General features: G+C 70.6%; 25 protein-coding genes. 10 read left to right on the top strand and 15 right to left on the bottom strand.

The genetic code is table 11. From position 1 onward, the window contains the following. Nucleotides 1-24: 24 nt before the first annotated feature. From VNW53_RS05455 to mnmH, 4 genes are all read right to left on the bottom strand, one after another. Nucleotides 25-2,118, bottom strand: a complete 2,094-nt coding sequence (locus VNW53_RS05455) for a PQQ-dependent dehydrogenase, methanol/ethanol family (protein WP_325554090.1) — start codon at nt 2,116-2,118, stop codon at nt 25-27. A gap of 157 nt (nt 2,119-2,275) precedes the next feature. After that, a complete protein-coding gene (locus VNW53_RS19890) occupies nt 2,276-2,386 on the bottom strand; it encodes a hypothetical protein (RefSeq protein ID WP_414693244.1) in 111 nt (36 codons plus the stop codon). A 23-nt stretch (nt 2,387-2,409) separates the two neighbouring features. Further along, nucleotides 2,410-2,535: a hypothetical protein gene (locus VNW53_RS05450; protein ID WP_325554089.1), complete on the bottom strand. Its 126-nt coding sequence runs from the start codon at nt 2,533-2,535 to the stop codon at nt 2,410-2,412. 110 nt (nt 2,536-2,645) lie between these two features. Beyond that, nucleotides 2,646-3,698, bottom strand: coding sequence for a tRNA 2-selenouridine(34) synthase MnmH (mnmH, locus tag VNW53_RS05445; RefSeq protein ID WP_325554122.1), 1,053 nt, complete (start codon nt 3,696-3,698; stop codon nt 2,646-2,648). 62 nt (nt 3,699-3,760) lie between these two features. Between mnmH and selD the strand changes: the two genes are divergently transcribed. The 4 genes from selD to VNW53_RS05425 all read left to right on the top strand — a co-directional run bounded on the left by selD (nt 3,761) and on the right by VNW53_RS05425 (nt 6,738). After that, nucleotides 3,761-4,831 (top strand): selenide, water dikinase SelD, encoded by a 1,071-nt coding sequence (gene selD, locus VNW53_RS05440; RefSeq protein WP_325554088.1) that lies wholly within the window; start codon nt 3,761-3,763, stop codon nt 4,829-4,831. 80 nt (nt 4,832-4,911) lie between these two features. Then, a complete protein-coding gene (locus VNW53_RS05435) occupies nt 4,912-5,283 on the top strand; it encodes a BlaI/MecI/CopY family transcriptional regulator (protein WP_325554087.1) in 372 nt (123 codons plus the stop codon). After that, on the top strand, nt 5,273-6,217 hold the full coding sequence (locus VNW53_RS05430) for a M56 family metallopeptidase (RefSeq protein WP_325554086.1): 945 nt from the start codon (nt 5,273-5,275) through the stop codon (nt 6,215-6,217). The genes VNW53_RS05435 and VNW53_RS05430 overlap by 11 nt, the downstream gene beginning before the upstream one ends. Before the next feature lie 11 nt (nt 6,218-6,228). Beyond that, on the top strand, nt 6,229-6,738 hold the full coding sequence (locus VNW53_RS05425) for a hypothetical protein (protein WP_325554085.1): 510 nt from the start codon (nt 6,229-6,231) through the stop codon (nt 6,736-6,738). A 217-nt stretch (nt 6,739-6,955) separates the two neighbouring features. Here the strand turns inward: VNW53_RS05425 and VNW53_RS05420 are convergent, their stop codons facing one another. After that, nucleotides 6,956-8,776 carry an alkaline phosphatase family protein gene (locus VNW53_RS05420; RefSeq protein WP_325554084.1) on the bottom strand — a complete coding sequence of 607 codons (1,821 nt, stop codon included), beginning with the start codon at nt 8,774-8,776 and terminating at the stop codon, nt 6,956-6,958. Nucleotides 8,777-8,981: 205 nt separating this feature from the next. Between VNW53_RS05420 and VNW53_RS05415 the strand changes: the two genes are divergently transcribed. From VNW53_RS05415 to VNW53_RS05405, 3 genes are all read left to right on the top strand, one after another. Continuing rightward, on the top strand, nt 8,982-10,481 hold the full coding sequence (locus VNW53_RS05415) for a sigma-54 dependent transcriptional regulator (RefSeq protein ID WP_325554083.1): 1,500 nt from the start codon (nt 8,982-8,984) through the stop codon (nt 10,479-10,481). A gap of 226 nt (nt 10,482-10,707) precedes the next feature. After that, nucleotides 10,708-11,544: a dienelactone hydrolase family protein gene (locus VNW53_RS05410; RefSeq protein ID WP_325554082.1), complete on the top strand. Its 837-nt coding sequence runs from the start codon at nt 10,708-10,710 to the stop codon at nt 11,542-11,544. 209 nt (nt 11,545-11,753) lie between these two features. Next, on the top strand, nt 11,754-12,428 hold the full coding sequence (locus VNW53_RS05405; protein WP_325554081.1) for a PEPxxWA-CTERM sorting domain-containing protein: 675 nt from the start codon (nt 11,754-11,756) through the stop codon (nt 12,426-12,428). A 59-nt stretch (nt 12,429-12,487) separates the two neighbouring features. On the opposite strand, the gene VNW53_RS05400 is transcribed toward VNW53_RS05405, so the two are convergent. Both VNW53_RS05400 and VNW53_RS05395 read right to left on the bottom strand, forming a co-directional pair. Further along, nucleotides 12,488-13,216, bottom strand: a complete 729-nt coding sequence (locus VNW53_RS05400) for a hypothetical protein (protein ID WP_325554080.1) — start codon at nt 13,214-13,216, stop codon at nt 12,488-12,490. Further along, nucleotides 13,213-14,124, bottom strand: a complete 912-nt coding sequence (locus VNW53_RS05395) for an aminotransferase class IV (RefSeq protein ID WP_325554079.1) — start codon at nt 14,122-14,124, stop codon at nt 13,213-13,215. Before VNW53_RS05395 ends, VNW53_RS05400 begins: the two co-directional genes overlap by 4 nt. Before the next feature lie 217 nt (nt 14,125-14,341). On the opposite strand from VNW53_RS05395, the gene VNW53_RS05390 reads away from it, so the two are divergent. Next, nucleotides 14,342-15,553, top strand: coding sequence for a Xaa-Pro peptidase family protein (locus tag VNW53_RS05390; RefSeq protein WP_325554078.1), 1,212 nt, complete (start codon nt 14,342-14,344; stop codon nt 15,551-15,553). Nucleotides 15,554-15,741: 188 nt separating this feature from the next. Here the strand turns inward: VNW53_RS05390 and VNW53_RS05385 are convergent, their stop codons facing one another. Next, the gene (locus VNW53_RS05385; protein ID WP_325554077.1) at nt 15,742-16,617 is read right to left on the bottom strand and encodes a bifunctional regulator KidO; all 876 of its coding nucleotides are present in this window, start codon (nt 16,615-16,617) and stop codon (nt 15,742-15,744) included. Nucleotides 16,618-16,716: 99 nt separating this feature from the next. On the opposite strand from VNW53_RS05385, the gene VNW53_RS05380 reads away from it, so the two are divergent. Next, nucleotides 16,717-17,700: an XdhC family protein gene (locus VNW53_RS05380; RefSeq protein WP_325554076.1), complete on the top strand. Its 984-nt coding sequence runs from the start codon at nt 16,717-16,719 to the stop codon at nt 17,698-17,700. Here VNW53_RS05380 and glp read toward each other — a convergent pair. The 6 genes from glp to moaA are packed head-to-tail and all read right to left on the bottom strand — an operon-like array spanning nt 17,646 to nt 21,630. Further along, entirely contained in the window at nt 17,646-18,836 is a 1,191-nt protein-coding gene (gene glp / locus VNW53_RS05375) for a gephyrin-like molybdotransferase Glp (RefSeq protein ID WP_325554075.1), read from the bottom strand. The two genes, VNW53_RS05380 and glp, sit on opposite strands and share 55 nt — an antisense overlap. Before the next feature lie 26 nt (nt 18,837-18,862). Continuing rightward, complete coding sequence (gene moaC / locus VNW53_RS05370; RefSeq protein ID WP_325554074.1) at nt 18,863-19,333, bottom strand: cyclic pyranopterin monophosphate synthase MoaC; 471 nt, start codon at nt 19,331-19,333, stop codon at nt 18,863-18,865. A 13-nt stretch (nt 19,334-19,346) separates the two neighbouring features. Next, nucleotides 19,347-19,895: a molybdenum cofactor biosynthesis protein B gene (moaB, locus tag VNW53_RS05365; RefSeq protein WP_325554073.1), complete on the bottom strand. Its 549-nt coding sequence runs from the start codon at nt 19,893-19,895 to the stop codon at nt 19,347-19,349. Further along, the gene (locus tag VNW53_RS05360; RefSeq protein ID WP_325554072.1) at nt 19,892-20,347 is read right to left on the bottom strand and encodes a molybdenum cofactor biosynthesis protein MoaE; all 456 of its coding nucleotides are present in this window, start codon (nt 20,345-20,347) and stop codon (nt 19,892-19,894) included. Before VNW53_RS05360 ends, moaB begins: the two co-directional genes overlap by 4 nt. Nucleotides 20,348-20,358: 11 nt before the next feature. Continuing rightward, entirely contained in the window at nt 20,359-20,598 is a 240-nt protein-coding gene (locus VNW53_RS05355) for a MoaD/ThiS family protein (RefSeq protein ID WP_325554071.1), read from the bottom strand. A 3-nt stretch (nt 20,599-20,601) separates the two neighbouring features. After that, nucleotides 20,602-21,630 carry a GTP 3',8-cyclase MoaA gene (gene moaA, locus VNW53_RS05350; RefSeq protein WP_325554070.1) on the bottom strand — a complete coding sequence of 343 codons (1,029 nt, stop codon included), beginning with the start codon at nt 21,628-21,630 and terminating at the stop codon, nt 20,602-20,604. Nucleotides 21,631-21,698: 68 nt separating this feature from the next. On the opposite strand from moaA, the gene VNW53_RS05345 reads away from it, so the two are divergent. Further along, nucleotides 21,699-22,259: a nucleotidyltransferase family protein gene (locus tag VNW53_RS05345; protein WP_325554069.1), complete on the top strand. Its 561-nt coding sequence runs from the start codon at nt 21,699-21,701 to the stop codon at nt 22,257-22,259. Between the two features lie 69 nt (nt 22,260-22,328). Here the strand turns inward: VNW53_RS05345 and proB are convergent. Beyond that, nucleotides 22,329-23,013, bottom strand: a 685-nt coding sequence (gene proB, locus VNW53_RS05340) for a glutamate 5-kinase (protein WP_325554068.1), incomplete at its 5' end; no start/stop codon positions are given.

Here is a 23,013-nt window from a genome sequence, read left to right as displayed (position 1 = left end):
TCGGCTTCGCCGGGGGAGAGGAAACTATTTCGCCACCGGCAAAGGCTCGCCCTTACCCTGACTGATCAGGAAGGCGCGCACGTCCTCCACGTCCTGCTTCGACAGGAACCGCGCGAAGCTGACCATGCCGTTGTGGGCGCGCACCCCCTGGATGACCACCGAGTTGAAATCGTCCGCCGTAGTGATCATCGGCGAGCGCTTCAGGTCCGGCAGCCAGGAGCCGGTGGCGTTGGTTCCATGGCAGACGCCGCAATTGTCGTTGAACACCACGTAGCCGTGAGCCTTGTCGCCGGTGGTGGTGACCTTGGTCAGGTCGATGGTGGGCTGGGCCGGCAGGACGAAATCCTTGGCCTTGGCCGTTCCGCCGATCTTGAAGACCAGCAGGCGGCCGGGCAGGCGCGGCCGGGTGGGCATGAAGGCTGGGGCTGAAATCTGGCCGCCGCCGCCCGCGCCCACCATCAGGGCGACATACTGTTCTCCGTTCAGCTCGTAAGTCATCGGCGCGGCGATCACGCCGTTGCCGGTCTGATAGGACCAGAGCTGCTTTCCGCTGGTCGCGTCGTAGGCGTAGAACTGCCCCTCGGCCGCGCCCTGAAACACCAGGCCGCCGCCGGTCGACAGGACGCCTGCGTTCCAGAAATAGGGGTGCTCGACGCTCCAGACCGCCTTCTGTTGCACCGGGTCCCAGGCGACGAGGTAGCCTTTGTAGGAGGCCGCTGTGGCCTTGGCCTGGTCCGGCGTCATCGGCCCGGCGTTGGCCAGGGTATTGATCCCCAGGTTCCAGGCGCCGGCCTTGTAGCCGAAGGTCTTGGCGCCCTGGTAGGCGAAGGGGTCCGACTGGGCTGGAATGTAGACCAGCCCCGTCTTCGGACTGAACGACATCGGATGCCAGTTGTGGGCGCCCAGCGGCCCGGGTTGCTGCAGATCGACGCTGCCGTTCTTATAGCGGGCTTCGGGGTTTTCCACCGGTCGGCCGGTGGCCAGGTCGATGCTCTTGGCCCAGGTCACGGGCACATAGTTCTTGGCCGAGAGCAGCTTCCCGTTGGTGCGGTCGAGGACATAGAAGAAGCCGTTCTTCGGCGCCTGCATCAGCACCTTCCTGACCTGGCCGTCGATCTTCAGGTCGGCCAGGATCATCGGCTGCACGGCCGAGTAGTCCCAGCTCTCGCCGGGGTTCACCTGGTAGTGCCAGGCGTATTCGCCGGTGTCGGCGTTGATCGCCACGATCGACGACAGGAAGAGGTTGTCCCCCTTGCCGCCGGAACGCTTTTCCTGATCCCAAGGCGTGCCGTTGTCGACGCCGAAGTAGATCAGATTGAGCTGCGGATCATAGACGATCGCGTCCCATACCGTGCCGCCGCCGCCCACGGTCTTCCACTGGCCGTCGGGCCAGGTGGCCATGGCCTTGTCCTTCAGCGGCTTGTCGGAGGGCTCGCCGTCCGGCGTCCCGGCGGCGTTGGGCAGGGTGTAGAAGCGCCAGAGCTTCTTTCCGGTGGCCGCGTCATAGGCGGCGAGGAAACCGCGCACACCGTATTCGGCGCCGGACTCGCCGATCAGCACCTTGTCCTTCACCACCCGGGGGGCCTGGGTGATGGTGAAGGGCTTCTTGGGATCGCCGACCTGGGCCTGCCAGACGACGTGGCCGTCCCTGGCGTCGAGCGCGATCAGGCGTGCGTCCATGGTCCCGACGTAGACGCGGCCCTTCCAGATGGCGACGCCGCGGTTGACCACGTCGCAGCAGGCGTCGAAGCCCTTGGCGCCATCGACCTTGGGGTCATAGGCCCAGAGCTGTTTCCCAGTGGCGGCGTCGAAGGCGTAGACCTTGGACCAGGCCGTCGTGGTGTAGAGCACGCCGTCGACCATCAGCGGCGTCGCCTCCTGGCCGCGATCGGTGTCGAACTGGGCGTACCAGGCCAGACCGAGCTGGCCGACGTTGCCGGTGTTGACCTTGTCGAGCGGCGAGAACCGCTGCTCGGAATAGCCCTTGCCGTAGGAGACCCACTCGGCGTTGCCGTCGGCGGCCGCGATCCGCGCCCCGTCCACATTGGCGACGGGCTTCTGGCAGGCCGCCACCGTGGCGGCCAGCGCGAACGCCAGCGCGAGCTTGATGATCCTCATGAACGCCTCTCCCAAGCGGCCGTAACCTCGGCCTTGGGAGGCACTATGCGCGGACTGAGGTCGCGGGCAAGCAGGCCGCCACGTCAACCGGCTCGCGGCGGCGACGGCGAGGAACGTTCGGCGGCTATACGCTGTCCGATGGGCTGCGGGCGGGCGCTCAGCGCTTCTTGTGCGCCGGGTTGAGGACCGAGATCACCTCCGGCGGCTTGGCCTTCGGCTGCTTCGGCTTTCGCGCTTCCTTGTTGGACTTCTTCTGACCCTTGGCCATGTCGGGCTCCTGAAATCTGGGGCTCAGCGCGTGCTGCGCTGGTCGTTGAGCACGGGCGTGGCGGGAGCCGCCGGGCCGGGCTTGCGCGAGGAGCGCGGATCGGAGAGGTCGCGCCGGGTGGGCGTGATCGTGCCTGCGTAGCGTTTCATGGCCGGTTTCCCTGGGAGAGGCGGCCGACGCCGGCGCGTGGGCCGGCCGCGCGCGTCTTTGATCCGCCATCCTACCACGCGGGGCGGCCTGAGCCGCCGTCTATTCTTCGTCAGGCGCCCAGAGCGCCGACCCGGCGGACGATCTCGTCGGCGGCGGCGTCGAGGTCGGCGGGCTCCAGCGCGCCCAGGTCCAGGACGCCCAGGCTCGGCCGCGCGTCCTTGCGGCTCGAGCGGAGATAGGCCGGGTCGTAGTGCAGGGTCATCAGCTCCAGGGCCAAGGCCTCGAAGTCGCCGGCGTCGGCGAGCCGGCCCCAGGCTTCCAGCCGCTTGCGGCCGGGCCAGGTCGGCAGGCGGCGCAGCGCGTCGTCCAGGGCCGCGCGGTCTTCCACCATGTCGCCGTAGGCGCGCACCAGGTAGCGGGCGCGGGCCTCGGGCGAGGCGCTGAGCTCCAGCCGCGGCGCGGCGGTCATGACGTCCCAGAGCGCCGGCGGGACCATGCGTTCGCCGACCTTGCTCGATTCCGCCTCGACGATCACCGGCCGCGCCGGGTCCAGGCCCTCCAGGGCGACCAGCAGCCGGGACTCGAACAGCTTCTGGCTGGGCTGCGGCTGCCCCGGAATCGCGCCGAACAGCGAACCCCGGTGCGCAGCCAGGCCCTCCAGGTCGATCACCTGCTGGCCGCGGGCCGCCAGCCGCTGCAGCACCTCGGTCTTGGCCGTGCCGGTGTAGCCGTCGAGCAGCACCAGCCGGAACGGCAGGGTCTGGTCGTAGAGCCGCGCGCTGACGTGCCGCCGCCAGGTCTTGTAGCCGCCGGCCAGCACGGCGGTTCGCCAGCCCACCTGGGCCAGGATGGTCGCCATGGCGTTCGACCGCTGGCCGCCGCGCCAGCAGTAGATCAGCGGCCGGAACGAGCCCGGCTGGTCGGCGAGCGCGGTCTGCAGATGATGGGCGACGTTGCGGGCGATGTAGGCCGCCCCGATCTTGCGGGCCAGGAAGCGGTCCTGCTGGACATAGATTGTCCCCACCTCGGCCCGCTCTTCGTTGGACAGCACCGGCAGGTTGATCGCCCCCGGCGCATGGTCCTCCGCGAACTCCGCGGGGCTGCGCGCATCGATCACCGCGTCGTAGCCGGCGAGGGTTGCGAGGTCGGCGGTCTCGAGGATCTGGATGCCGAACAGGGAAATGGCCTTCGGGTTAGGCGGCGGGCCGCATTAGAATGAAGCCTATGACAGTGATCTCGCCCGAAGCCAGCCCCGCGACCGCACCCGTGCGCCTGACCTCACTGGCCCATGGGGGCGGATGCGGCTGCAAGCTGGCGCCCGCCGTGCTGCAGGACATTCTCAAGGGCATGCCGGCGACGGCGGCCTTCTCCGACCTGATGGTCGGGACCGACACCTCCGACGACGCGGCGGTCTGGCGGCTGAACGACACCCAGGCCCTGGTGGCCACCACCGACTTCTTCATGCCGGTGGTCGACGATCCCTTCGACTTCGGGCGGATCGCGGCGACCAATGCGCTCAGCGACGTCTACGCCATGGGCGGGACGCCGATCCTGGCCCTGGCCATCGTCGGCATGCCGATCGACAAGCTGACGCCGGCGACCATCCGCGCGATCCTGGAGGGCGGCGCCAGCGTCTGCGCGGCGGCCGGCGTGCCGGTGGCCGGCGGCCACTCCATCGACAGCGTCGAGCCGATCTATGGCCTGGTCGCCCTGGGCCTGGTGCATCCGGACAAGGTGCTGACCAACCGCACGGCCAAGGTGGGCGACGTGCTGATCCTGACCAAGGCGCTCGGCGTCGGCGTGCTGAGCGCCGCCTTCAAGCAGGAACGGCTGGACGCCGCGGGTTATGCGGCCCTGATCGCCTCCACGACCCAGCTCAACGCGGTCGGGCGCGAGCTTTCCGCCGTAGAGGGGGTCCACGCGGTCACCGACGTCACCGGCTTCGGGCTGCTGGGCCACGCCCTGGAGATCTGCCGCGGATCGGGCCTCTCTGGGGAGATCGGCGCCGACCCGCCTCTGCTGGCCGGCGTCGAGGCCCTCGCCCGCGCCGGCCTGCGCACCGGCGCCTCGACCCGCAACTGGGCCAGCTACGGCGCCTCCGTCGCCCTGCCCGCCGGCCTGACGGACTGGAAGCGCGACCTGCTCACCGACCCCCAGACCAGCGGCGGCCTGCTGATCGCCGCGGCGCCAGACGCCGCCGACGCCGTCCTGGCCCTGGTCCGCGACCGCGGGTTCAGCGCCGCGGCCGTCGTCGGCCGCCTGGCGGCCGGCCCCGCCGAGGTCCGGGTGGCCTGAGCGCCGTCCCATCGCGACGCCGTGACTTGACGACAGAATTTACGGATGTAACGTCTGAGGATAATTACGGACGTAAAGCCATGACGCGGATTTCGGCGGCGGAAAGCCAGGTGATGGAGGCGGTCTGGAGCTCAGGCCCCTTGGCCGCCGACGAGATCGTGGCCGCGGTCGGCGCCCCGCAGGGCTGGGGCGAGGCCACCGTCAAGACCCTGATCAACCGCCTGCTGAAGAAGAAGGCGCTGGCCTCGGAGCGCAGCGAGGGGCGCACCCGCTACCGCCCGCTGGTCAGCCGCGCGGAATATGTCCAGGGCGAGAGCCAGGGCCTGCTCGACCGGCTGTTCGGCGGCGAGCTGGCGCCGCTGGTCGCCCACTACGCCAGGCACCGCAACCTGTCGTCCGAAGAGGTGGCGCGTCTGAAGCGTCTGATTGCGGACCTCGACAATGGCGACTGACGTCCTCGTCGCCCTCATTCACCTGAACCTCGCCGCCGCCGGCGCCGTCCTGGCCGTGCTGGCCATCCGACCGGTGGTCCGCAGGAACTTCGGGCCCGAGATGGCCTACCGCCTGTGGGTCTGCGTGCCGATCGCCGCCGCCGCCGCCCTGTTCCCGGCCGCGGCCGCCACCCGCATCGTCCCGCCGGGCGACGGCCCGCACTTCGATCCGGTCTACCAGGCCTCGCAGGGCCTGATGCACGCCCCGGCGGGCGCCTTGCTCAGCCTCTGGATGGCCGGCGCCGTCCTCGCCGGACTGGTCATCGCGATCAGTCAGCTCAGGTTCCTCGACATGGCCCGCCGCGGGCTCGCCGGCCCGGCGGTGGCGGGCGTCGTCGTGCCCCGGATCGTCATGCCCGCCGACACGGATGCGCGCTTCTCCGCCGAAGAGCGCGCCCTGATCCGCGCCCACGAGCGCACCCACATCGAGCGCGGCGATCCGCGCACCAACGGGCTGATCGCACTGGCCCAATGCCTGTTCTGGCTGAACCCGCTGATCCACCTGGCGGCGCGCGAGGCGCGTCTCGACCAGGAGCTGGCCTGCGACGCCCTGGTGCTGGCCCACCGCCCGGGCCAGAAGCGCCGCTACGCCGAGACCCTGCTGAAGACCCAGCTCGGCGCCATAGCCGCGCCCCTGGGTTGCCACTGGCTGGCCGGCCGTTCGGCCCATCCCCTTGAGCAGCGGATCGCCGCGCTTCGCCGGCCCGCGCCGGACTTCCAGCGGCAGGACATCGGCGCCTTCGTCATGGGCGGCGCCATCCTGCTGGCCGCCTACGGCGCCTGGATGGCCCAGCCGCCGGCGCCCGCCGAAGGCATGCCGCCCGACGAGGTCTTCGTCGTGCACGAAGTGCATCACATGCAGGCGATCATCGTCCCACCGGTCCACCGCCCTTAGGCGCGCGCGCTTTGCGGTCCCTCGCGCTCCTGGCCCTGCTCGGTCTCGCCGGCTGCGACCTCGGTCGCGCCACTCAGAGCGAAATCCTGGCCCGGCGGCAGGCGCTGGATCCGCCACAGCTTTGGCGGGTCGAGGTAATCGGCCGCGACGGCTCGGTCAAGGCCGCGACCTACGTCTGCGCCGACACCAATCTGCGGGAGACCTTCGCCCGCGCCCGCGCCGAGGTGAACGGCCGGCCCTGCAGGGACACCACCAGCCCGTACATGCGGCCCAACGGCTGGGCCCTGAGCTGCCAGGTGGACGGCCGGCCCTTCGGGATCAGCGCGACCACGGTCGGCGACCTGCAGCGCGACTTCCGGCTCGAGTTCGCCCTGACCGAGCTCTACCACTACCGCACGCCGGAGGACCCGAATCCGGTGACAGCCAGCCAGGTCCGCCACTTCCTGCGCATGGGCCCCTGCCCCTCCGGCTGGGGCATCGGCGACCAGGCCAGGCCCGGCCGGCCGCCCCACAGGGCCTGAGAGTCTTAAGCCGAAGACCTAATCAGCTCCTTGTCGTTCCAGCGCATTGTTCGTCATTCCCGGCCTTGTGCCGGGAACCCATAAACTCCGAGGGAGCCAGAAAGCCGCGGCGGCGCCTGGTGATCGGCTTGCAGCGACGGCGAATATGGGTTCCCGGGACAAGCCCGGGAATGACGATCAGGAAGGAAGCAGGTTCCTGATTGATTCAGTCACCAACTTAAGGCTTCAGCCCGATCGCGCGCCCCGGCGCCCCGGCGGCGTCGAAATAGGTCTCGCCGCCCGCCTCCTGGGTGTTGAGCACGGTGACGAAGCCGTTGGCGGCCGGCTCGGATCGCACCGTCACGGCGCGCGCCTCCGGCGGCGGCCCGCCGTCGGCCAGCGCCTCGCGCATCACCCGCCCCCGAAGCCCGCCGATGTCGGAGAGCTGCAGGCCCAGGATGTGGGCGAGCGTATTGGCCCAGTCGGCGTTGCTGACCGGCGCCGGGTCGACGAAGCCCGCTTTGAAATCGGGGCCGATCGCGGCCATGAAGTTGTGGGTGTCCTGGCGGCCGAAGGAGCCATGGATGCCCTGGCCCTGCTGCTGGCTGGAATCGGCGAACTCGACGCCGCACATCTCCGGGTCCTCGCAGCCGGTCGACCAGCTCTTGAACGAGATCACGATGGACGGTTGCGGCGTCCGCGCCGCGCCGATCAGGCCCACCTTGCTCATCGGCAGGGCGCCGGGAATCGGGCCCAGGGCGTCGTTGACGAAGATCGCGCCCACGTAGGTCTGGCGAGTGAGGAACTCGACCACCCGCGGCGCAAGCGCCTTGGCGTCCGGACCGGGCAGGTAGATCAGGTCCGTGCCGCCGTTGGGCGCGATGGCGATCAGCGGGTGGGCCGGATCGGGGCCGAGCAGCGACCCGTGCTTCGGATAGAAGCCCGCCTCCGGCCGGACCTCGTCGCCGGTGGCGTCGTTGAGCTTCAGCTTCAGGGCGATCGACATGTCGATGTCCAGGAACCCCTGCGGCAGGAACCCCGGCTTCACGTCCCGGTAGGCGAACTTCGCCGCCGGACTGTCCGGGCTCTGCCGCGACATGGTCGAAAAGCCGTGGTCGGCGGTGACCACGATGTCGGTGTTGTCGTCCAGGCCCAGCGCCTTCAGCGCGTCGCGCAGCTTCTGCAGGTCGTTCGAGGCGTTGCGGATCGCGGCCTTCGAGGTGGGGCCGTTGATGCCGGGGGTGAGCTCGTTGAGGCTGTCGCCCTGGCCGTGCTGGGTCCCGTCGGGATCGCGCGACCAGAAGAGCAGTACGAACGGCCGGCCCTCCGCCTTGAAGCGCGGCAGCAGCACCTTGGTCGCCACAGCGGCCATCCAGTCCTGCTGCTCGACATTGGCCACCAGAACGCCCGGCATGTTGTAGGCCCCGCCGCCGCCGTTCAGGCCACGGTCCGGCGGCAGGGTCTCGAGGCCCGCGGCCTTCATCGCCGCGGTGACCTGCGCGGCCAGCGGTATGCCGTGGCCTCCGTCGCGGCCGCCGGTGTCGTCGTCGATCTCGATCGTGCCCAGGCCGTCGCGCGAGGTCACGTCCTGGATCGCCGTCGGGCCGTGCTTGCCGATCGCCACGGTGGCGTAGCCCTTGGCGCGGGCGGCGGCCAGCAGCGTCGTCTCGGCCAGGTAGTTGCCGCCGAAGCGCGTGTTCAGGATTTTCTGCAGGTCGTCGTCTTCGAGCGCGGCCAGCGCGGATCCATAGGGCGGCGCCAGAGGCTCGCCCACGAAGATGGTGTTGCCGAAGTCGCCGGTGTCGCCCAGCAGGTGGCCGGTGGCGATGGCCGAGGCGTTGGGCGTGGTCACGGTCGGATAGAGCGAATGGCTGTTGGCGAAGTCCACGCCCTCGCTGCGCACCGCCGCGAGCGCCGGCGCCGTCTCCGGCGTCACGCTGTGCGAACGCAGGCCGTCGGCGACGAAGATGATCACGTTGCGCGGCGCGGCCTTGGCGGACGCTGAAAATAAAAGAGCCGCGGCGAGCACGCCCGCGGCGGCGAATCTGGAAAGCTGCATGACCGGCCTTATAGCGAAGGCGGCCACCTTGGCGACGGATCGTGACAGTTGGATTTCACCCCGCCGGCCGGGCGCATCCGGAGCCGCGCCGTTAACCCCTGACTCAGGTCTCCGAAACCCGGTCTTTACGCCTGCCCTGTATCAATTCGTGACAACAGGAGCCTTCGTCCACGAGGCGGCGGCCAGTCATGGTGGGTGTCTTCATATGGCCAAAACGGTCCTCGTCGTCGATGACGACCCGACGCAGCGTCGGCTGATCCAGGCGGTCCTCGAGCGCGAGGGCTTCGCCGTCGCGCATGCCGAGAACGGCGACCAGGCGATCGGCCACCTCGCCTCGGGCGCCAGCGCCGACGTGGTGCTGCTCGACCTGGTGATGCCCGGGATCTCCGGCCAGGAGACCCTGGTCGAGATGCGCGCCCGCGGCTTCCCCCAGCCGGTGATCGTGGTCACCGCCACCGGCGGCATCGACACGGTGGTGCAGGCCATGCAGGCCGGCGCCATGGACTTCTTCATCAAGCCCGCTGCGCCTGAGCGCATCCTGGTCTCGATCCGCAACGCGCTGTCCATGGGCGCGCTGAAGGGCGAGGTCGACCGGCTGAAGAAACATGCCTCCGGGCGCACCAGCTTCGGCGACCTGATCGGCGCCTCGCCGGCCATGACCATGGTCAAGCGGCTGGGCGAACGGGCCGCGAAGTCCGCCATCCCGATCCTGATCACCGGCGAAAGCGGCGTCGGCAAGGAAGTCATCGCCCGCGCGGTCCACGGCTCGTCCGACCGCGCCGGCAAGCCCTTCGTGGCGGTCAACTGCGGCGCGATCCCTGAGAACCTCGTGGAATCCATCCTGTTCGGCCACGAGAAGGGCAGCTTCACCGGCGCCACCGACAAGCACCTGGGCAAGTTCCAGGAGGCCAACGGCGGCACCCTGTTCCTCGACGAGGTCGGCGAACTGCCCCTCGACGTCCAGGTCAAGCTGCTGCGCGCCCTGCAGGAGAGCGAGATCGACCCGGTCGGCGGCAAGCGCCCGATCAAGGTCGACGTTCGCATCGTCTCGGCCACCAACCGCGACCTCAGCCTCGCCGTGAAGGAAGGCCGGTTCCGCGAGGACCTCTACTATCGCCTGAACGTCTTCCCGATCGAGGCCCCGGCGCTCCGCGAACGCAAGGAGGACGTGCCGGCCCTGGTCGACGCCTTCGTCAAGCGGTTCAACGTCGAGGAAGGCAAGTCCGTCGTGGGCGCCACACCCGAGACCATGGCCTGGCTGACCGCCTTCGACTGGCCGGGCAACGTCCGCCAGCTGGAGAACGCGGTCTACCGCGCCATCGTGCTTGCCGACGCGCCCTACCTGCAGCCGCACGACTTCCCGGCGATCAGCGGCGTCGCGCCGCCGGTCCAGGCCGCCGAGCCGATGGCGGCGAGCTTCGCCGCCCTGCCGACGGCCGTCGGCCAGATGATCCCGGACATGCCGCAGGCGGTGCCGGTGCGCATCCTCGACGAGCGCGGCCACCTGCGCACCCTGGAAGAGATCGAACGCGACCTGATCCAGCTCGCCATCGAGATCTACGCCGGCCACATGAGCGAGGTGGCCCGCCGCCTCGGCATCGGCCGCTCGACGCTCTACCGCAAGGTCCGCGAACAGGGCCTGGAGGACGTGATCAAGGGAGGCGGCGATGAAGCCATCGAAGACGCCGACGCGCAGGTCGCGTGAAGCGCCCTCCCGCGAACAGCGGCTGGCGCTCCTGATCGCCCTCGCCAAGACCGGCGAGCGCAAGGCCAAGGCCGACTGAGCGCCGGCGACGCCGCCGCTTCCCCCGCGGAAATAACGCCGTAACATTGGCGCCGACCCTTCAGGTCTCATTCCCAGGGAGGCTGCCGCCATGTGCGACGACGAAATCCATCAGTTCGAAGGCACCATTCTCGCCGCAGAGACTCCGATGTCTCGCCGAGCCTTCGGCTTGTCCGCCGCCGCGGCCGCCGGCTTGGCAGCCTCCGTATCGGCGAGCATGGCGCACGCCCAGGCCACCGTCATGGAGAAGGACGTCGACATCAAAACGGCCGACGGGATCTGCGACGCGGCGCTCTTCTATCCGCAGGGCAAGGGCAAGTGGCCGGCCGTGCTGATCTGGACCGACATCGGGGGCCTGCGTCCTGTCTTCCGCGACATGGGCCGCCGGCTCGCCGCCCAGGGCTATGTGGTGCTGGTGCCCAACCCGTTCTACCGCGGCGGCCGCGCGCCCGGCGTCACCGAAGGCCTGGACTTCGGCAAGGCCGAGGACCGGCCGAAGTTCATGAAGCTGGCGGGCGGCATCTCCGGCCCAGGCGCCGTCGAGACGGACGCGCCCGCCTTCTTCGCCTTCCTCGACGCCCAGCCGCAGACCGACAAGAAGAAGGGAGCCGGGACCCAGGGCTACTGCATGGGCGGACCGCTGGTGTACCGCACCGCCGCGGTCCTGCCCGATCGCATCAAGGGCGCCGTCACCTGCCACGGCGGCGGCCTCGTCACCCAGACGGAGGCCAGCCCGCACCTGCTGATCCCCAAGATGAAGGCAGAGGTCTATTCCGCCGTCGCCGCCAATGACGACCAGCGGGCGCCCACCGACAAGGACGTGCTGAAGAAGGCCTTCGCCGACGCTGGCAAGACCGCCCGCGTGGAGGTCTACGACGGCTGCAACCACGGCTGGTGCGTCAAGGGCAGCGCCGTCTACAACGAAGCGGGGGCCGAGCGCGCTTGGTCCGAGCTAACAGCGCTCTACAAGAAGAAGCTGGTCTAGGCTGACCGCCGCGCGCCAACGCGGCTCCCCCGTCGGGGCGCACTCGCGCCTAAGGGGAATCCCCTTGGTAACGCAACCATAAAGGTTAACGGTCCGCCGGCCGCATAAGAAATCCATAGTGCGGCCCCGCTCAGTTCTTGGGCTGCCGGGCTCGCCTATGGATCGAATTTGGGGGGTTTATGCATAGGAATTCAGTTTGTCTGGCGGCCTTGTCGGCCGTCGCTGCCCTTGGGCTGGCGTCCGGGGCCCGGGCCACCGAGCAATTCAATCAGAACCTGGCCGCTCCGGGCGTCTATTTCGGCACAGGAAATGGCGTCCTGCCGCAGGAATTCACCACCAACACCGCGGACGGCGTAGAACTCGGCCTTCGATCCAAGATCAGCGGAATCCATCCGCAGATCGTCCCGACCGAAGACACCTATTTCATCCCGCTCGGCGCTACGTTCAATTTCGACTACTCGTTCAATCCGGACATCAACGGATCGGAGATTTCGCTCGCAGGCGTGACGGCCTTGATCACGATCACGGATCAGATGACCGGCGGCGTCGCGACCTTCGATCCTTCCCCCGCGACCATTACCGACGACTGCACCAGCGCGGTGACCGCGCATTGCACCGGCGGCCCGGCGGGCGGCTACCAGAACAGCGAGAAGATCAGCTTCGGTTTCCTCTTTCCGACCTACAATGCGAACGTCAACGACACCTTCCACATCACCTACACCGTCAGCGGCCTGACCAGCGGGCCCCTGTCTGTGGACAACATCGTGCAGGTGGGTTCGGGGGCGCCCGAGCCCGCGAGTTGGGCTCTGATGATCGTCGGCTTTGTCGGCATCGGCGCCGGCCTGCGCCGCTCGCGCAAGACCGCGGCGCCCGCCACGGCCTGATCGCACGCGACACGGCTCCAGGAGGAGGCCGCCGTGAGGCGGCCTCCTTTCGTTTGGCCTCAGGGCTGCAGGCGATAGCGCGCCAGGGCTTCGTAGTGCGGGCGGGCCGCCTCGGCGATCCGCCTGAGCCCGTCGTCGAGGGGTGCGCCCGGCGGGCGCTCCGGCGCGGCGAAGCCGGTGGAGCGCTCCACCGCGGCGTACCAGGCCGGAGCCCAGACGCCGTCGCTCGCCCGGCGGCCCGCGGGCCAGCTCAGCATCTCCTCGGCGAACGGAACGCCCAGGGCCGCGCAGAGCGCGCTCAAGGCGCCGCGCGGATCGGCCAGCACGTCGGCGCCCTCGACCACCGGCGGAGCCCTGCCGAGCCGGTCGGCCTCACGGTCGAACAGCTCGCGCTGGCGCACCACGCCGATGTCGGCCAGCGTCACCTCGGCGCGCGCCTTCACATAGGACGCCAGCACCGCCGCCGGATCGCGGATCAGGAAGGCGTTCCGGCACGCCGCCGTCCAGTCCAGGCCGAAGCCCGGCAGCATGTGGTGGGTCATGTGCTTCTGGTAGAAGACCGGCGCGGGATCGTCCCCGGCCAGCCCGTCGGCCACCACCTGCCAGTCCTGCGGCTGCGAGGCCAGGACCTCGGCGCGCATCGGGTGCTCGAGTCCCGTCTCGGCGAGGTAGGCCGCGTAGAACGGCTCGTCGACCACAACGCAGTCCGGCCGGTTCTCGAAGCTGCGCATCATCGCCGTGGAGATGTTCCGCGGCCCCGACCACATGGCGATCCGCACCGTGGTCATGCGCCCGCGTCGGCGTCCTTCAGCGCCTCGTAGAGTCCGCGAAGCCGCGCGGTCACCGGCCCCGGCAGGGCGGCCGTCAGCCCATGGCCGTCCACCTCGCGCACCGGGGTCAGGCCGCCGAAGGTGCCGGTGACGAAGGCCTCGTCGGCCCCGTGCAGGTCGGCGAGGGGAAAATGCCCCTGGTCCAGGGGAATCCCGTTCGCCTTGCAGAGCGCGATCACATTGGCCCGCGTCACCCCGTTGAAGCAGAACTGGCCCGAGGACGTCCGCACGCGGCCGTCCCTGACCCAGAACAGGTTCGTCGCGTTGCAGCTCGACACGTGGCCGCCGGGGTCCAGCATCACCGCCTCGTCCGCTCCGGCCTTGATCGCCTCCAGGAGGGCGGTGATCAGGTTCAGCCGGCTGTGCGAATTCAGCCGCATGTCGAACATCTCGGCCGGCGAACAGACCACCTGCGACGTGGCCAGCGACAGGCCGCGGGTGGCGATCTGAGCGGCCGGCTCCTTGTACTCGGCGGTGATCACCACGGTGGGCTTGCCCAGCCAGTTGCGCGGGTCCTGGTTGGCGGCGGCCTTCTCGCCCCGCGTCACCATCAGCCGCAGGTGCGCCCCGTGCGTCATGCGGTTGGCGTCGAGCGCCTTGCGGATTTCCGCGATCAGCGCCTCCCGGCCAAGGCCGATGTCGAGCCCGATCTTCTCCAGGCCCCAATAGAGCCGATCGAGGTGCGTCTCGAGGAACAGCAACCGCCCCTTGTGCAGCCGCAATCCCTCCCAGACGCCGTCGCCCAGCACGAAGCCGGCGTCGAAGATCGACACCTTCGCCTCGGCCCGCGGGACGAGCGCGCCGTTGACGTAGATCAGCAGGTCCGCATTGCGCGGGTCGGCCGCGAAGTCCTGGCTTCCGGGCATGGTCAACTTCTAGGCGGCGCGAAGCGCTGCTGTCATCCTGCAACGCGCGCGAGGTCGATCCTCGGCGAAGAATGACCACCAAGAACACCAAGTACGCCAAGAAGCCGCGCTTGGCCGCCTCTCGGCGCTTGCAAGATTTGGCTCCCTTGGCGCCCTTGGCGTTCTTGGTGGTTAAGATAACGACGCCTCCGCTTGCGCGGAGAAAGGGAGCAGATCCATGAGCAGCGGCATCGGCGGATCGACGGCGGAAGCCGAACTGGCGGCGCTCGGCCCCTGGCCCAGCCCCGCGCCCGCCATCACCGCCGCCGAGCGCGCCAAGCGCCTCGCCCGCGCGCAGACGCTGATGGCCGAGGTCGGGGCCGAAGCCCTGATCGTCGGGGCCGGGCCTTCGCTGCGCTATTTCGCCGGGGTCGGCTGGAACCCCACCGAGCGGCTGGTGGCGATGATCCTGCCGCGCGAAGGCGCGCCGAGCATGATCTGCCCCCGCTTCGAACTCGGCTCCCTGGAAGCCTCCCTCGGCATCGAGGCCCAGATCGTGCTTTGGGAAGAGCACGAGAGCCCCTACGCGCTCGTCGCCCGGGTCCTCGCCGAGCTGGGGGCGGCGACCCTGGCTATCGACCCGGCCCTGCCGTTCTTCGCCTTCGACGGCCTGCGCCTGGCCGCGCCGGACGTCCGGACCCTCAACGGGGCGCCCGTTGTCGACGGCTGCCGGATGATCAAGTCGCCGGCAGAGCTGGCCCTGATGGGCCAGGCCAAGGCCATGACGCTGGAGGTCCATCGCCGCGCCGCGCGCATCCTTGCGGCCGGGATCACCACCACCGCCGTGCGCCGCTTCATCGACCAGGCGCATCGCGCGCTCGGCGCCGATGACGGCTCGTCCTTCTGCGCGGTGCAGTTCGGCCACGCATCCGCCTATCCGCACGGCCTGCCCGGCGAGCAGCAGCTCAAGGATGGCGACATCGTCCTTATCGACACCGGCTGCCGGGTGCAGGGCTACAACTCCGACATCACCCGCACCTACGTCTTCGGGACGCCGTCGCCCAAGCAGCGCCGCGTCTGGGCGGTGGAGAAGAAGGCCCAGGCCGCCGCCTTCGCCGCGGTCAGACCCGGCGTGCCCTGCGAGGCGATCGACGCCGTCGCGCGCCAGGTGCTGGAGGCGGCCGGCTTCGGCCCCGGCTACGAACTCCCCGGCCTGCCGCACCGCACCGGCCATGGCATCGGGCTATCGATTCACGAGGCGCCCTATCTGGTGCGCGGCGACAAGACCCCGCTCGCGCCCGGCATGTGCTTTTCCAACGAGCCGATGATCGTGATCCCGGAGACCTTCGGGGTGCGCCTGGAAGACCACTTCTACGTCACGCCCGACGGCGCGGCCTGGTTCACCGAGCCGCAGCCCAGCCTGGACGAGCCGTTCAACGAGAGGAACTAAAAAGGAAAACCACGAACCCACACAAACACCAGGAACGCGCCAAGGAAGCTCGACGGCCGCAGGCCGGTCTTGAAGCCTCAGAGCCAGAAAGGCCTGGCTAGCGGCGCGTCAACCGGCGGAGCGGGTTCGTGGTGTTTGTGTGGGCTCGTGGTTGAATCCTGCAGGCCGCATGCGCGGCGATCACCAACTTAAGCCGCGGCCCAGGCGCGGGGGTCGAGCGCGTCGGGATCGTCCAGCGCCATCTCGTCCCAGTCGAGGTCCGGCGGCGGGCTCATGGCGGCGGCGGCCACGGCAGACATCTCCGCGGCCGAGGCCACGCCCACCAGGACGGCGGAGGCTTCCGGCCGCGACAGGGCAAAGCCCAGGGCGGCCTGCAGGGGATCGGAGCGGCCCTCGGCGATCAGCCGGCGCGCGCGGCTGATCCGCCCCGCGGCGGCCTTCAGGTGGTTGGGCGCCCGGTCCGGCGGCAGGAACAGCAGGCCGTTCAGGAAGATCGAACGCAGGTGCACCTCGATCCCCATGCCCGCCAGTTGGCCGAGCGTGCCGTCGATCAGCAGGCGCTGGTCGAGCAGCGAGGCCGGCGCCTGGACCACGTCCGGCTTGAAGCGCTTGGCGAAGCCCACCGGATCGTCCGAGGCGTAGACCGAGACGCCGATCTTCTTGGTCAGGCCCTGGTCCTTGAGCCTGCGCAACCGGTCCCAGAGTTCCGGGCCGTGGGCGCTGAACAGGTCGGTGGCGCTGGGCGCCAGGATCGCGTCGACCGAGGCGACGCCCAGGCGGGCCAGTTGCGCGCGCACCTCGGCCTCCACCAGATCGGCGCCGCGGTCGGGGCGCACGGTGGTGACGGTCAGGCGAAAGGGTTGCGGCTTGGGCAGGATCTGGCCGAGCGTCATCTCGGCGGAACTGGGATGGCGGCCGACCTCGAGCACGCCCAGGCCCGAGCGCGCGGCGATCGCCAGGATCTCGCGCGCCTCCGCATCGCGCGGCCGGCCGCGGGCGCCGGCCTGCTGGTCGAGGCCGAACTGGCCCGAGCCAAGGCCCAGCTTGTTGATCGGAGAGCTCATGTGTGAGGACGACTCAGGCACTTCCAATGAGCAGGCATGTTGGGCCTATGATGCCTAAGAAGCCGTATCCAGGACCTTTCCAGGGGGTAAATATTGTCAGTGCGTGAGCCCCTCCCCGAATGGCCGCTGTTCGGCATGACCGACGATGTCCGGCCGACGCTGGCGCAGGTGCGCGAGGCGGGCCTGGCCTGCACCCTGGCCACCCTGACCGCGGTGGAGGGCGGCGGCCCGCGGCCCGTCGGGACCCAGATGGTCTTCGCCCCGGGCTTCGTGTCCGGCTACTTTTCCGGCGGCTGCGTGGAAAGCGACGTGGCCGACCACGCCTATGAATGCCTCGCCGACGGAAGCCCGCGCACCCTCGTCTATGGCGAGGGCAGCCCGTGGCCGGACATCCAGCTCCTCTGCGGCGCCAGGATCGAGATTTTCCTGGAGCGCGTGGCGCCCGACGACAACGCCCTGGGCGAACTGCTCGCCGCCTGGCGGGACCGCCGCCCGGTGGTCTGGGTCAGCGACGGGGCGGCGCGCGAGTGTGGCCCCGACATCTCGCCCTGGCCGGAAGCTCAGGTGGTGCGCCATCACGAGCCGACCCCGCGGCTGATCGTGGTGGGCGGCGACCCGACCGCGCTCGCCATCGCCCAGCTCGGCGCCCAGTCGGAGCTGGAGACCACCCTCGTCCGCCCCAAGGGCCCGCCCGGCGGCCCGCCGATCCCCGGAATCGGCTACAGCCGCGCCGAGCCCGCGCAGGCCTTCGCCGCCATCGGCGTCGATCCCTGGACCGCCATCGCCATCGCCACCCACGACCTGGAGACCGACCGCGCGGCCCTCCGCGCCGCCCTGCCTTCGCCGGCCGGCTACGTGGGGCTCCTGGGCGCACGGCGGCGGATCGCCGACCGGCTCGCGCCGCTGCGGGCCGAGGGCGCGCCGGAAAGCGCCTTCGCCAAGCTGCACGCCCCCATCGGCCTCGACATCGGCGGCAAGGCGCCCTGGGAGGTGGCCGTCTCGGTGATCGGCGAGATCATGGCGCTCCGCTATGCGCGCGACAGCGGCAACACCTCGACGACCGTCCCGGCCTCGGCCGCCTGAGCGCCCGGCATCCGTCGCATGAGGGCGTCGGACGCGGCGAAGACGCTGATCAGAGAGGAGTCCTGGTCGCGATAGGGCCGCACGCTGACCCCGCCGTCAGCATAGGTGAGCTTCGCCCGCATCCAGTGCTCGCGCGAGCCGTTGGCCGGCAGGGCCTCGGCCAGGCGCGCAGGCATGGTCGCCGGCGCGGTCGGCGCGCCCTGGTAGGCGCTGAGGATGGGCTTCAGGAACATCTCGGCGCAGACGAAGGCCGAGGCCGGATTGCCGGGCAGGCCCAGCAGCCGCCGGCCGTCGCCCAGCACCCCGAAGAAGGTGGGCTTGCCCGGCCGCACATTGACGCTCTCTACCCGCAGCGAAAGCCCGAGCACAACGGCGGCCGCCCGCACCAGGTCGTGATCGCCCACCGAGGCGCCGCCCACGGTCACGATCAGCTCGGCGTCCGCGTCCCGCAGCGCCGCGATCACCGCGTCCAGCTCGTCGCGCACCGGCCGGGCGCGAACCGCCGTCCCCCCCCAGCTCTCGACCATCTCCGCCAGGGCGGGCGAGCCGCTGTCGTAGATCTGGAACGGCCCGGGCGTCGCCGGCGCCTGGACGATCTCCTCGCCGGTCGACAGCAGCGCCACCCGCGCCCGGCCACCGACCGAAACCTCGGCCCGCCCCGCCGAGGCCGCCAGCGACAGCCGCCAGGGGTCGATCCGGGTCCCGCGCGTCAGCAGGACCGCGCCGGCCTTGAAGTCACCTGCCGCCGGCCGGACGGAACGGCCCGCGGCGATCGCGGGAACCAGCACCGTCTCGCCCTCCCGCGTCGCATCCTCCTGGATGACGATGGCGTCGCAGCCGGCGGGCACGGCCGCACCGGTGAAGATCCGCACAGCCTCGCCCGCGCCGACCCGGCCCTCGAAGCCGTGCCCCGCCGCGCTCTCGCCGACGATCTTCAGGCTTCCGGGGCAATCCGCCGAGCGCACCGCCCAGCCGTCCATCGCCGAGGCCGCGAACGGCGGCTGGTCGCGCACCGCGGCCACGTCCTCCGCCAGCACGCGGCCGATCGACCGGGCCAGCGGGACCGTCTCGGCCGGCAGGGCGGCGATCTCGGCCAGGATGCGGGCGCGGGCGTCATCGACGGCGAGGAGTTTCATCAAATTGCTCCGCGGGATGAGCGCGACTAGGGGATGGTCCAGTCGCCAGACTTCCCGCCGGTCTTGGAGACCAGCCGCACGGCCTCGATGACCATGTCCTTCTGGGCGGCCTTCAGCATGTCGTAGAGGGTCAGGCAGGCGACCGCCACGGCGGTCAGGGCTTCCATCTCCACGCCGGTCGGCCCGGTGGTCTTGGCCCGAGCGGTCACCGCGAGCCCGCCGTCGGCCGGCTCCACGCGGACCTCGACCTTGGACAGGGCCAGCGGATGGCACATCGGAATCAGGGAAGACGTCTGCTTGGCGGCCATGACGCCGGCGATCTCGGCGACCGCGCGCACGTCGCCCTTGGCCCCTTCGCCGGAGACGGCCAGCGCCAGGGTCGCCGGGCTCATCCGCAGGAAGCCCTGCGCCACCGCCTCGCGTGCGGTGGACGCCTTGTCGGAGACGTCGACCATCCGGGCGCGGCCGTCGGCGCCGATGTGGCTGAGCTTGCTCACGCCCCCGACCGGCTCATTGCTCGAGCAGCCGCGGCATCAGCTCGACCATGTTGCAAGGGCCGTGGCGGCTGTCGAGCTGGGCGGAGATCACCTTGTCCCAGCCGTCCTTCACCGCTCCGTTGGAGCCCGGCAGGCAGAAGACGAAGACGCCCTTGACGATGCCCGCGGTGGCGCGGCTCTGCAGGGTCGAAAGCCCTACCGACTGGTAGCTCACCATGTGGAAGACCACCGAAAAGCCGTCCAGCTTCTTGTCGAACAGCGGCTCGACCGCCTCGGGCGTCACGTCGCGCCCGGTGATGCCGGTGCCGCCGGTGGTGACGATGGCGTCGATGAAGCCGGAGGCCGCCCAGGCCTCGATCTTCTCGCGGATCGCCGGGATGCTGTCGCGCACGATGGCCCGGTCGGCCAGTTCGTGGCCCGCGCCCGTGATCCGCTCGGCCAGCACGTGGCCCGAGGTGTCGCTCTCCTCGTCGCGGGTGTCGGAGATGGTCAGGACGGCGATCCGCACGGGCTTGAGGGCCAGCTTCTCGTCGATACGTCCGCCGGGGGTCAGCGCGTTCATCTGGAGGTCTCCTTCTCCCACCGCTTGAGGTCGGCGTGGTCCTGGGCCCGCGGCTCGACCCAGCGGGCGCCGTCGGGGCCGTGTTCCTTCTTCCAGAAGGGCGCCTTGGACTTCAAGTAGTCCATCAGGAAGTCGCAGGCCTCGAAGGCCGCCCTGCGGTGGCGCGCGGCGGTGGCCACGAAGACCACCGGCTCGCCGGGTGCGATCTTGCCCACCCGGTGCAGGATGGCGAAGTCGTCGAGGGCGAAGCGCGCCTTGGCCCCGTCGGCGATCTTGCCGATCTCGGCCTCGGTGAAGCCGGGATAGGCCTCCAGCTCCAGGGCCACGGTCGCGCCGGCTTCGGCCCGGGCGATGCCGGTGAAGCTCGCCACCGCGCCCACTTCGGAGCGTCCGCGGCAGAATTCGGTGAGCAGGGCGCCCGGATCGAAGGGGTCGAACGTCAGCCGGATCATGCGGCCCGCCCCTAGCCGCCGCTCATCGGCGGCAGGAAGGCGACCTCGGTGACGGCGTTCAGCGGCGCGTCGCCGCGCACGATCACCTGGTCGAGGGCCACCTGGACGCCGGGCCCGGCCAGCGCCTCGCCGAGGCCCGCGTCCTCGTCCGCCAGCCGCGCCTTCAGCGCCGAGAGAAAGGGGCTTTCCACCTCCCGCTCGCGCCAGCCGGCCAGGTCGCTGAGCCGCCCGAACAGCAGCACCCGGGCCACGGCTCAGCCTCCGGTCGTCGACATGTGCCGCGCCACCGCTGGGGGCGAAGCTCTGGCAATGTGAAAATCGTGGCCCTTGGGCTTGGCGTCGACGGCGTTGCGGATCGCCTCGATGAGGCCCGCGTCGTCGGCCCCGTCGCGGATCACGGCGCGCAGGTCGGCGGCGTCCTCCTGGCCAAGGCAGGTGTGCAGGGTGCCGGTGCAGGTCAGCCGCACGCGGTTGCAGGCCTCGCAGAAATTGTGGCTGAGCGGGGTGATGAAGCCCAGTCGCCCACCAGTCTCGGCCACCTCGACATAGCGCGCCGGGCCTCCCGTCGTGACCGCCAGGTCCGTCAGGGTCCAGAAGCTTTCCAGCTCGGCCCGGAGCGCCGTCAGCGACAGGTACTGGTCGGTCCGGTCCGCCTCGACCTCGCCAAGGGGCATGGTCTCGATCAGCGTCATGTCCGCGCCGCGGGCGTGCGCCCAGCGGATCAGGTCGGGCAGCTCGGCGGCGTTGTCGTCCTTCAGCGCCACGGCGTTGATCTTCACCTTCAAGCCCGCGGCCTGGGCCGCGTCGATCCCGGCGATCACCTTTCCCAGGTCCCCGCCGCGGGTCAGGGTGCGGAAGAGGTCGGGCTTCAGCGTGTCCAGCGAGACGTTGACCCGCTTGACCCCCGCGTCGACGAGGCCCCGGGCGAACTGCGCGAGCTGGGTGCCGTTGGTGGTCAGGGTGATCTCGTCCAGGGCCCCGGACCTCAGATGCCGCCCCAGGTTCTGGAACAGCTCCATGACGCCCTTGCGCACCAGCGGCTCGCCGCCGGTGATCCGCAGCTTGCGGGTCCCCAGGCCCACGAAGGCGCTGGCGATCCGGTCGAGCTCCTCCAGCGTCAGCACCTGCGCCTTCGGCAGGAAGGTCATGTGCTCGCTCATGCAATAGACGCAGCGCAAGTCGCAGCGGTCGGTGACCGAGACGCGCAGATAGGTCACCGTGCGGCCGAGGCTGTCGGTCAAACCACGCGAGCCTTGCGGCGAAGAGGCGTCGTAGGGCGTCATGCAGCCGCTAACATAGAGGGGAACAGGCCTTGGCGACAGGGGAAGCCTCTGAGGAAACCTTAGAAGCCGTGGTGCTGGCCGCCGGCTCCGGCTCGCGGTTCGGCGGCGGAAAGCTGCTGGCGTCGTGGGGCGCGGGCCTGCTGCTGGAGGGCGCTCTGGCCGCCGCCTTCGCCGCGCCGGTGCGCAGCGTCACCGTGGTGATCGGGGCGGACGCCGAGGCGGTGGCCGCCGCGGCGCGGTCCTTCGACCCCCGCGTGCTGGTCGTGCACGCCCCCGACCACGCCGAGGGCATGGGCGCGTCCCTGCGCGCCGGCATCGCCAGCCTGCCGCCCGACGCCGCCGGCGCTTTCGTCTTCCTGGGCGACATGCCGCGCGTGCCGACGGCGATCCTGCGCCGGATGGCCGAGGCCCTGGCTGGAGGCGCCGCGGCCGCCGCTCCGGTGTTCGAAGGCCGCCGGGGCAATCCCGTGCTGCTCAGCCGCGCCCTCTTCCCCGACCTTCTCGCCCTGACCGGCGACGCCGGCGCGCGCGGCGTATTGCAGGCCCTGGGCGGCCGCCTGGCCCTCGTCGAAAGCCCTGATGACGGGGTGCTGTTCGACGTGGATCGGCCAGGTGACCTCAATCGCTAGCCTGCCAAACACCGCCATCCTCCGGTCAGCCGCAGGCCGATCCGGGGGATGACGAACGGTGGGAGCGAGTCACGCCGGGGCGTGCGCGCCCAGCGCCAGGTCGTCGGCGTGCACCAGGGGTCCGGAAGTGTAGCCCAGGGTCGCTTCGATCGCCTCGCTCTTCAGGCCGCAGATCCTCGCCGCGTCGTCGGCCTCGTAGCGGACGAGGCCGCGGGCGATCTCATGGCCGGCCTCGTCGCGGATCACCACGGCGTCGCCCTTGTCGAAGCGACCCTCGGTGCGGCGTACGCCCGCCGCCAGCAGGCTCTTGCCCCGCCGCACGGCCTGGGCCGCGCCCTCGTCCACCACCAGGGTCCCGGCCGGCGCCAGGGAGCCCGCGATCCAGGCCTTGTAGGCCGCCGCGGGCGTGGTCGAGGGCTCGATCACCGTGGCCCGCTCGCCGTCCTCCACCGCCTGCAGCGGCGAGGGGCGGTGGCCCAGGGTGATCACCGTGGCGCAGCCCGCCGCGCTGGCGATCCGGGCGGCGGCCAGCTTGGTGGTCATGCCGCCGGTGCCGACGCCCGCGCCGGCGTTGGCGCCGCCCGCCATGGCCTCGATCTGCGGGGTCAGGCGCGTCACGCGGGGCAGATGCTCCGCCGACGGATCGATGCGCGGATCGGCGGTGTAGAGCCCGTCCACGTCGGAGAGCAGCACCAGCAGGTCGGCGCCGATCATCTGGGCCACCCGGGCGGCCAGGCGGTCGTTGTCGCCGTAG

The organism is Phenylobacterium sp., from assembly GCF_035569475.1.
In the GTDB taxonomy this organism is placed as follows: Bacteria; Pseudomonadota; Alphaproteobacteria; order Caulobacterales; family Caulobacteraceae; genus Phenylobacterium.
Note: the sequence above shows the minus strand (reverse complement) of the source record. Positions and strands in the feature narration are given on the sequence as shown.

Bases quoted from the DNA above. Each gene is read 5' to 3' on its own strand.
- selD (WP_325554088.1), top strand. From the start codon at position 3,761: ATGACAGTGATCTCGCCCGAAGCCAGCCCCGCGACCGCACCCGTGCGC.
- VNW53_RS05395 (WP_325554079.1), bottom strand. From the start codon at position 14,124: ATGCCCGGAAGCCAGGACTTCGCGGCCGACCCGCGCAATGCGGACCTG.
- VNW53_RS05430 (WP_325554086.1), top strand. From the start codon at position 5,273: ATGGCGACTGACGTCCTCGTCGCCCTCATTCACCTGAACCTCGCCGCC.
- moaA (WP_325554070.1), bottom strand. From the start codon at position 21,630: ATGACGCCCTACGACGCCTCTTCGCCGCAAGGCTCGCGTGGTTTGACC.
- VNW53_RS05385 (WP_325554077.1), bottom strand. From the start codon at position 16,617: ATGAGCTCTCCGATCAACAAGCTGGGCCTTGGCTCGGGCCAGTTCGGC.
- VNW53_RS05390 (WP_325554078.1), top strand. From the start codon at position 14,342: ATGAGCAGCGGCATCGGCGGATCGACGGCGGAAGCCGAACTGGCGGCG.
- VNW53_RS05415 (WP_325554083.1), top strand. From the start codon at position 8,982: ATGGCCAAAACGGTCCTCGTCGTCGATGACGACCCGACGCAGCGTCGG.
- VNW53_RS19890 (WP_414693244.1), bottom strand. From the start codon at position 2,386: ATGGCCAAGGGTCAGAAGAAGTCCAACAAGGAAGCGCGAAAGCCGAAG.
- VNW53_RS05400 (WP_325554080.1), bottom strand. From the start codon at position 13,216: ATGACCACGGTGCGGATCGCCATGTGGTCGGGGCCGCGGAACATCTCC.
- glp (WP_325554075.1), bottom strand. From the start codon at position 18,836: ATGAAACTCCTCGCCGTCGATGACGCCCGCGCCCGCATCCTGGCCGAG.
- VNW53_RS05455 (WP_325554090.1), bottom strand. From the start codon at position 2,118: ATGAGGATCATCAAGCTCGCGCTGGCGTTCGCGCTGGCCGCCACGGTG.
- VNW53_RS05410 (WP_325554082.1), top strand. From the start codon at position 10,708: ATGTCTCGCCGAGCCTTCGGCTTGTCCGCCGCCGCGGCCGCCGGCTTG.
- VNW53_RS05435 (WP_325554087.1), top strand. From the start codon at position 4,912: ATGACGCGGATTTCGGCGGCGGAAAGCCAGGTGATGGAGGCGGTCTGG.
- VNW53_RS05450 (WP_325554089.1), bottom strand. From the start codon at position 2,535: ATGAAACGCTACGCAGGCACGATCACGCCCACCCGGCGCGACCTCTCC.
- VNW53_RS05420 (WP_325554084.1), bottom strand. From the start codon at position 8,776: ATGCAGCTTTCCAGATTCGCCGCCGCGGGCGTGCTCGCCGCGGCTCTT.
- moaB (WP_325554073.1), bottom strand. From the start codon at position 19,895: ATGAACGCGCTGACCCCCGGCGGACGTATCGACGAGAAGCTGGCCCTC.
- VNW53_RS05360 (WP_325554072.1), bottom strand. From the start codon at position 20,347: ATGATCCGGCTGACGTTCGACCCCTTCGATCCGGGCGCCCTGCTCACC.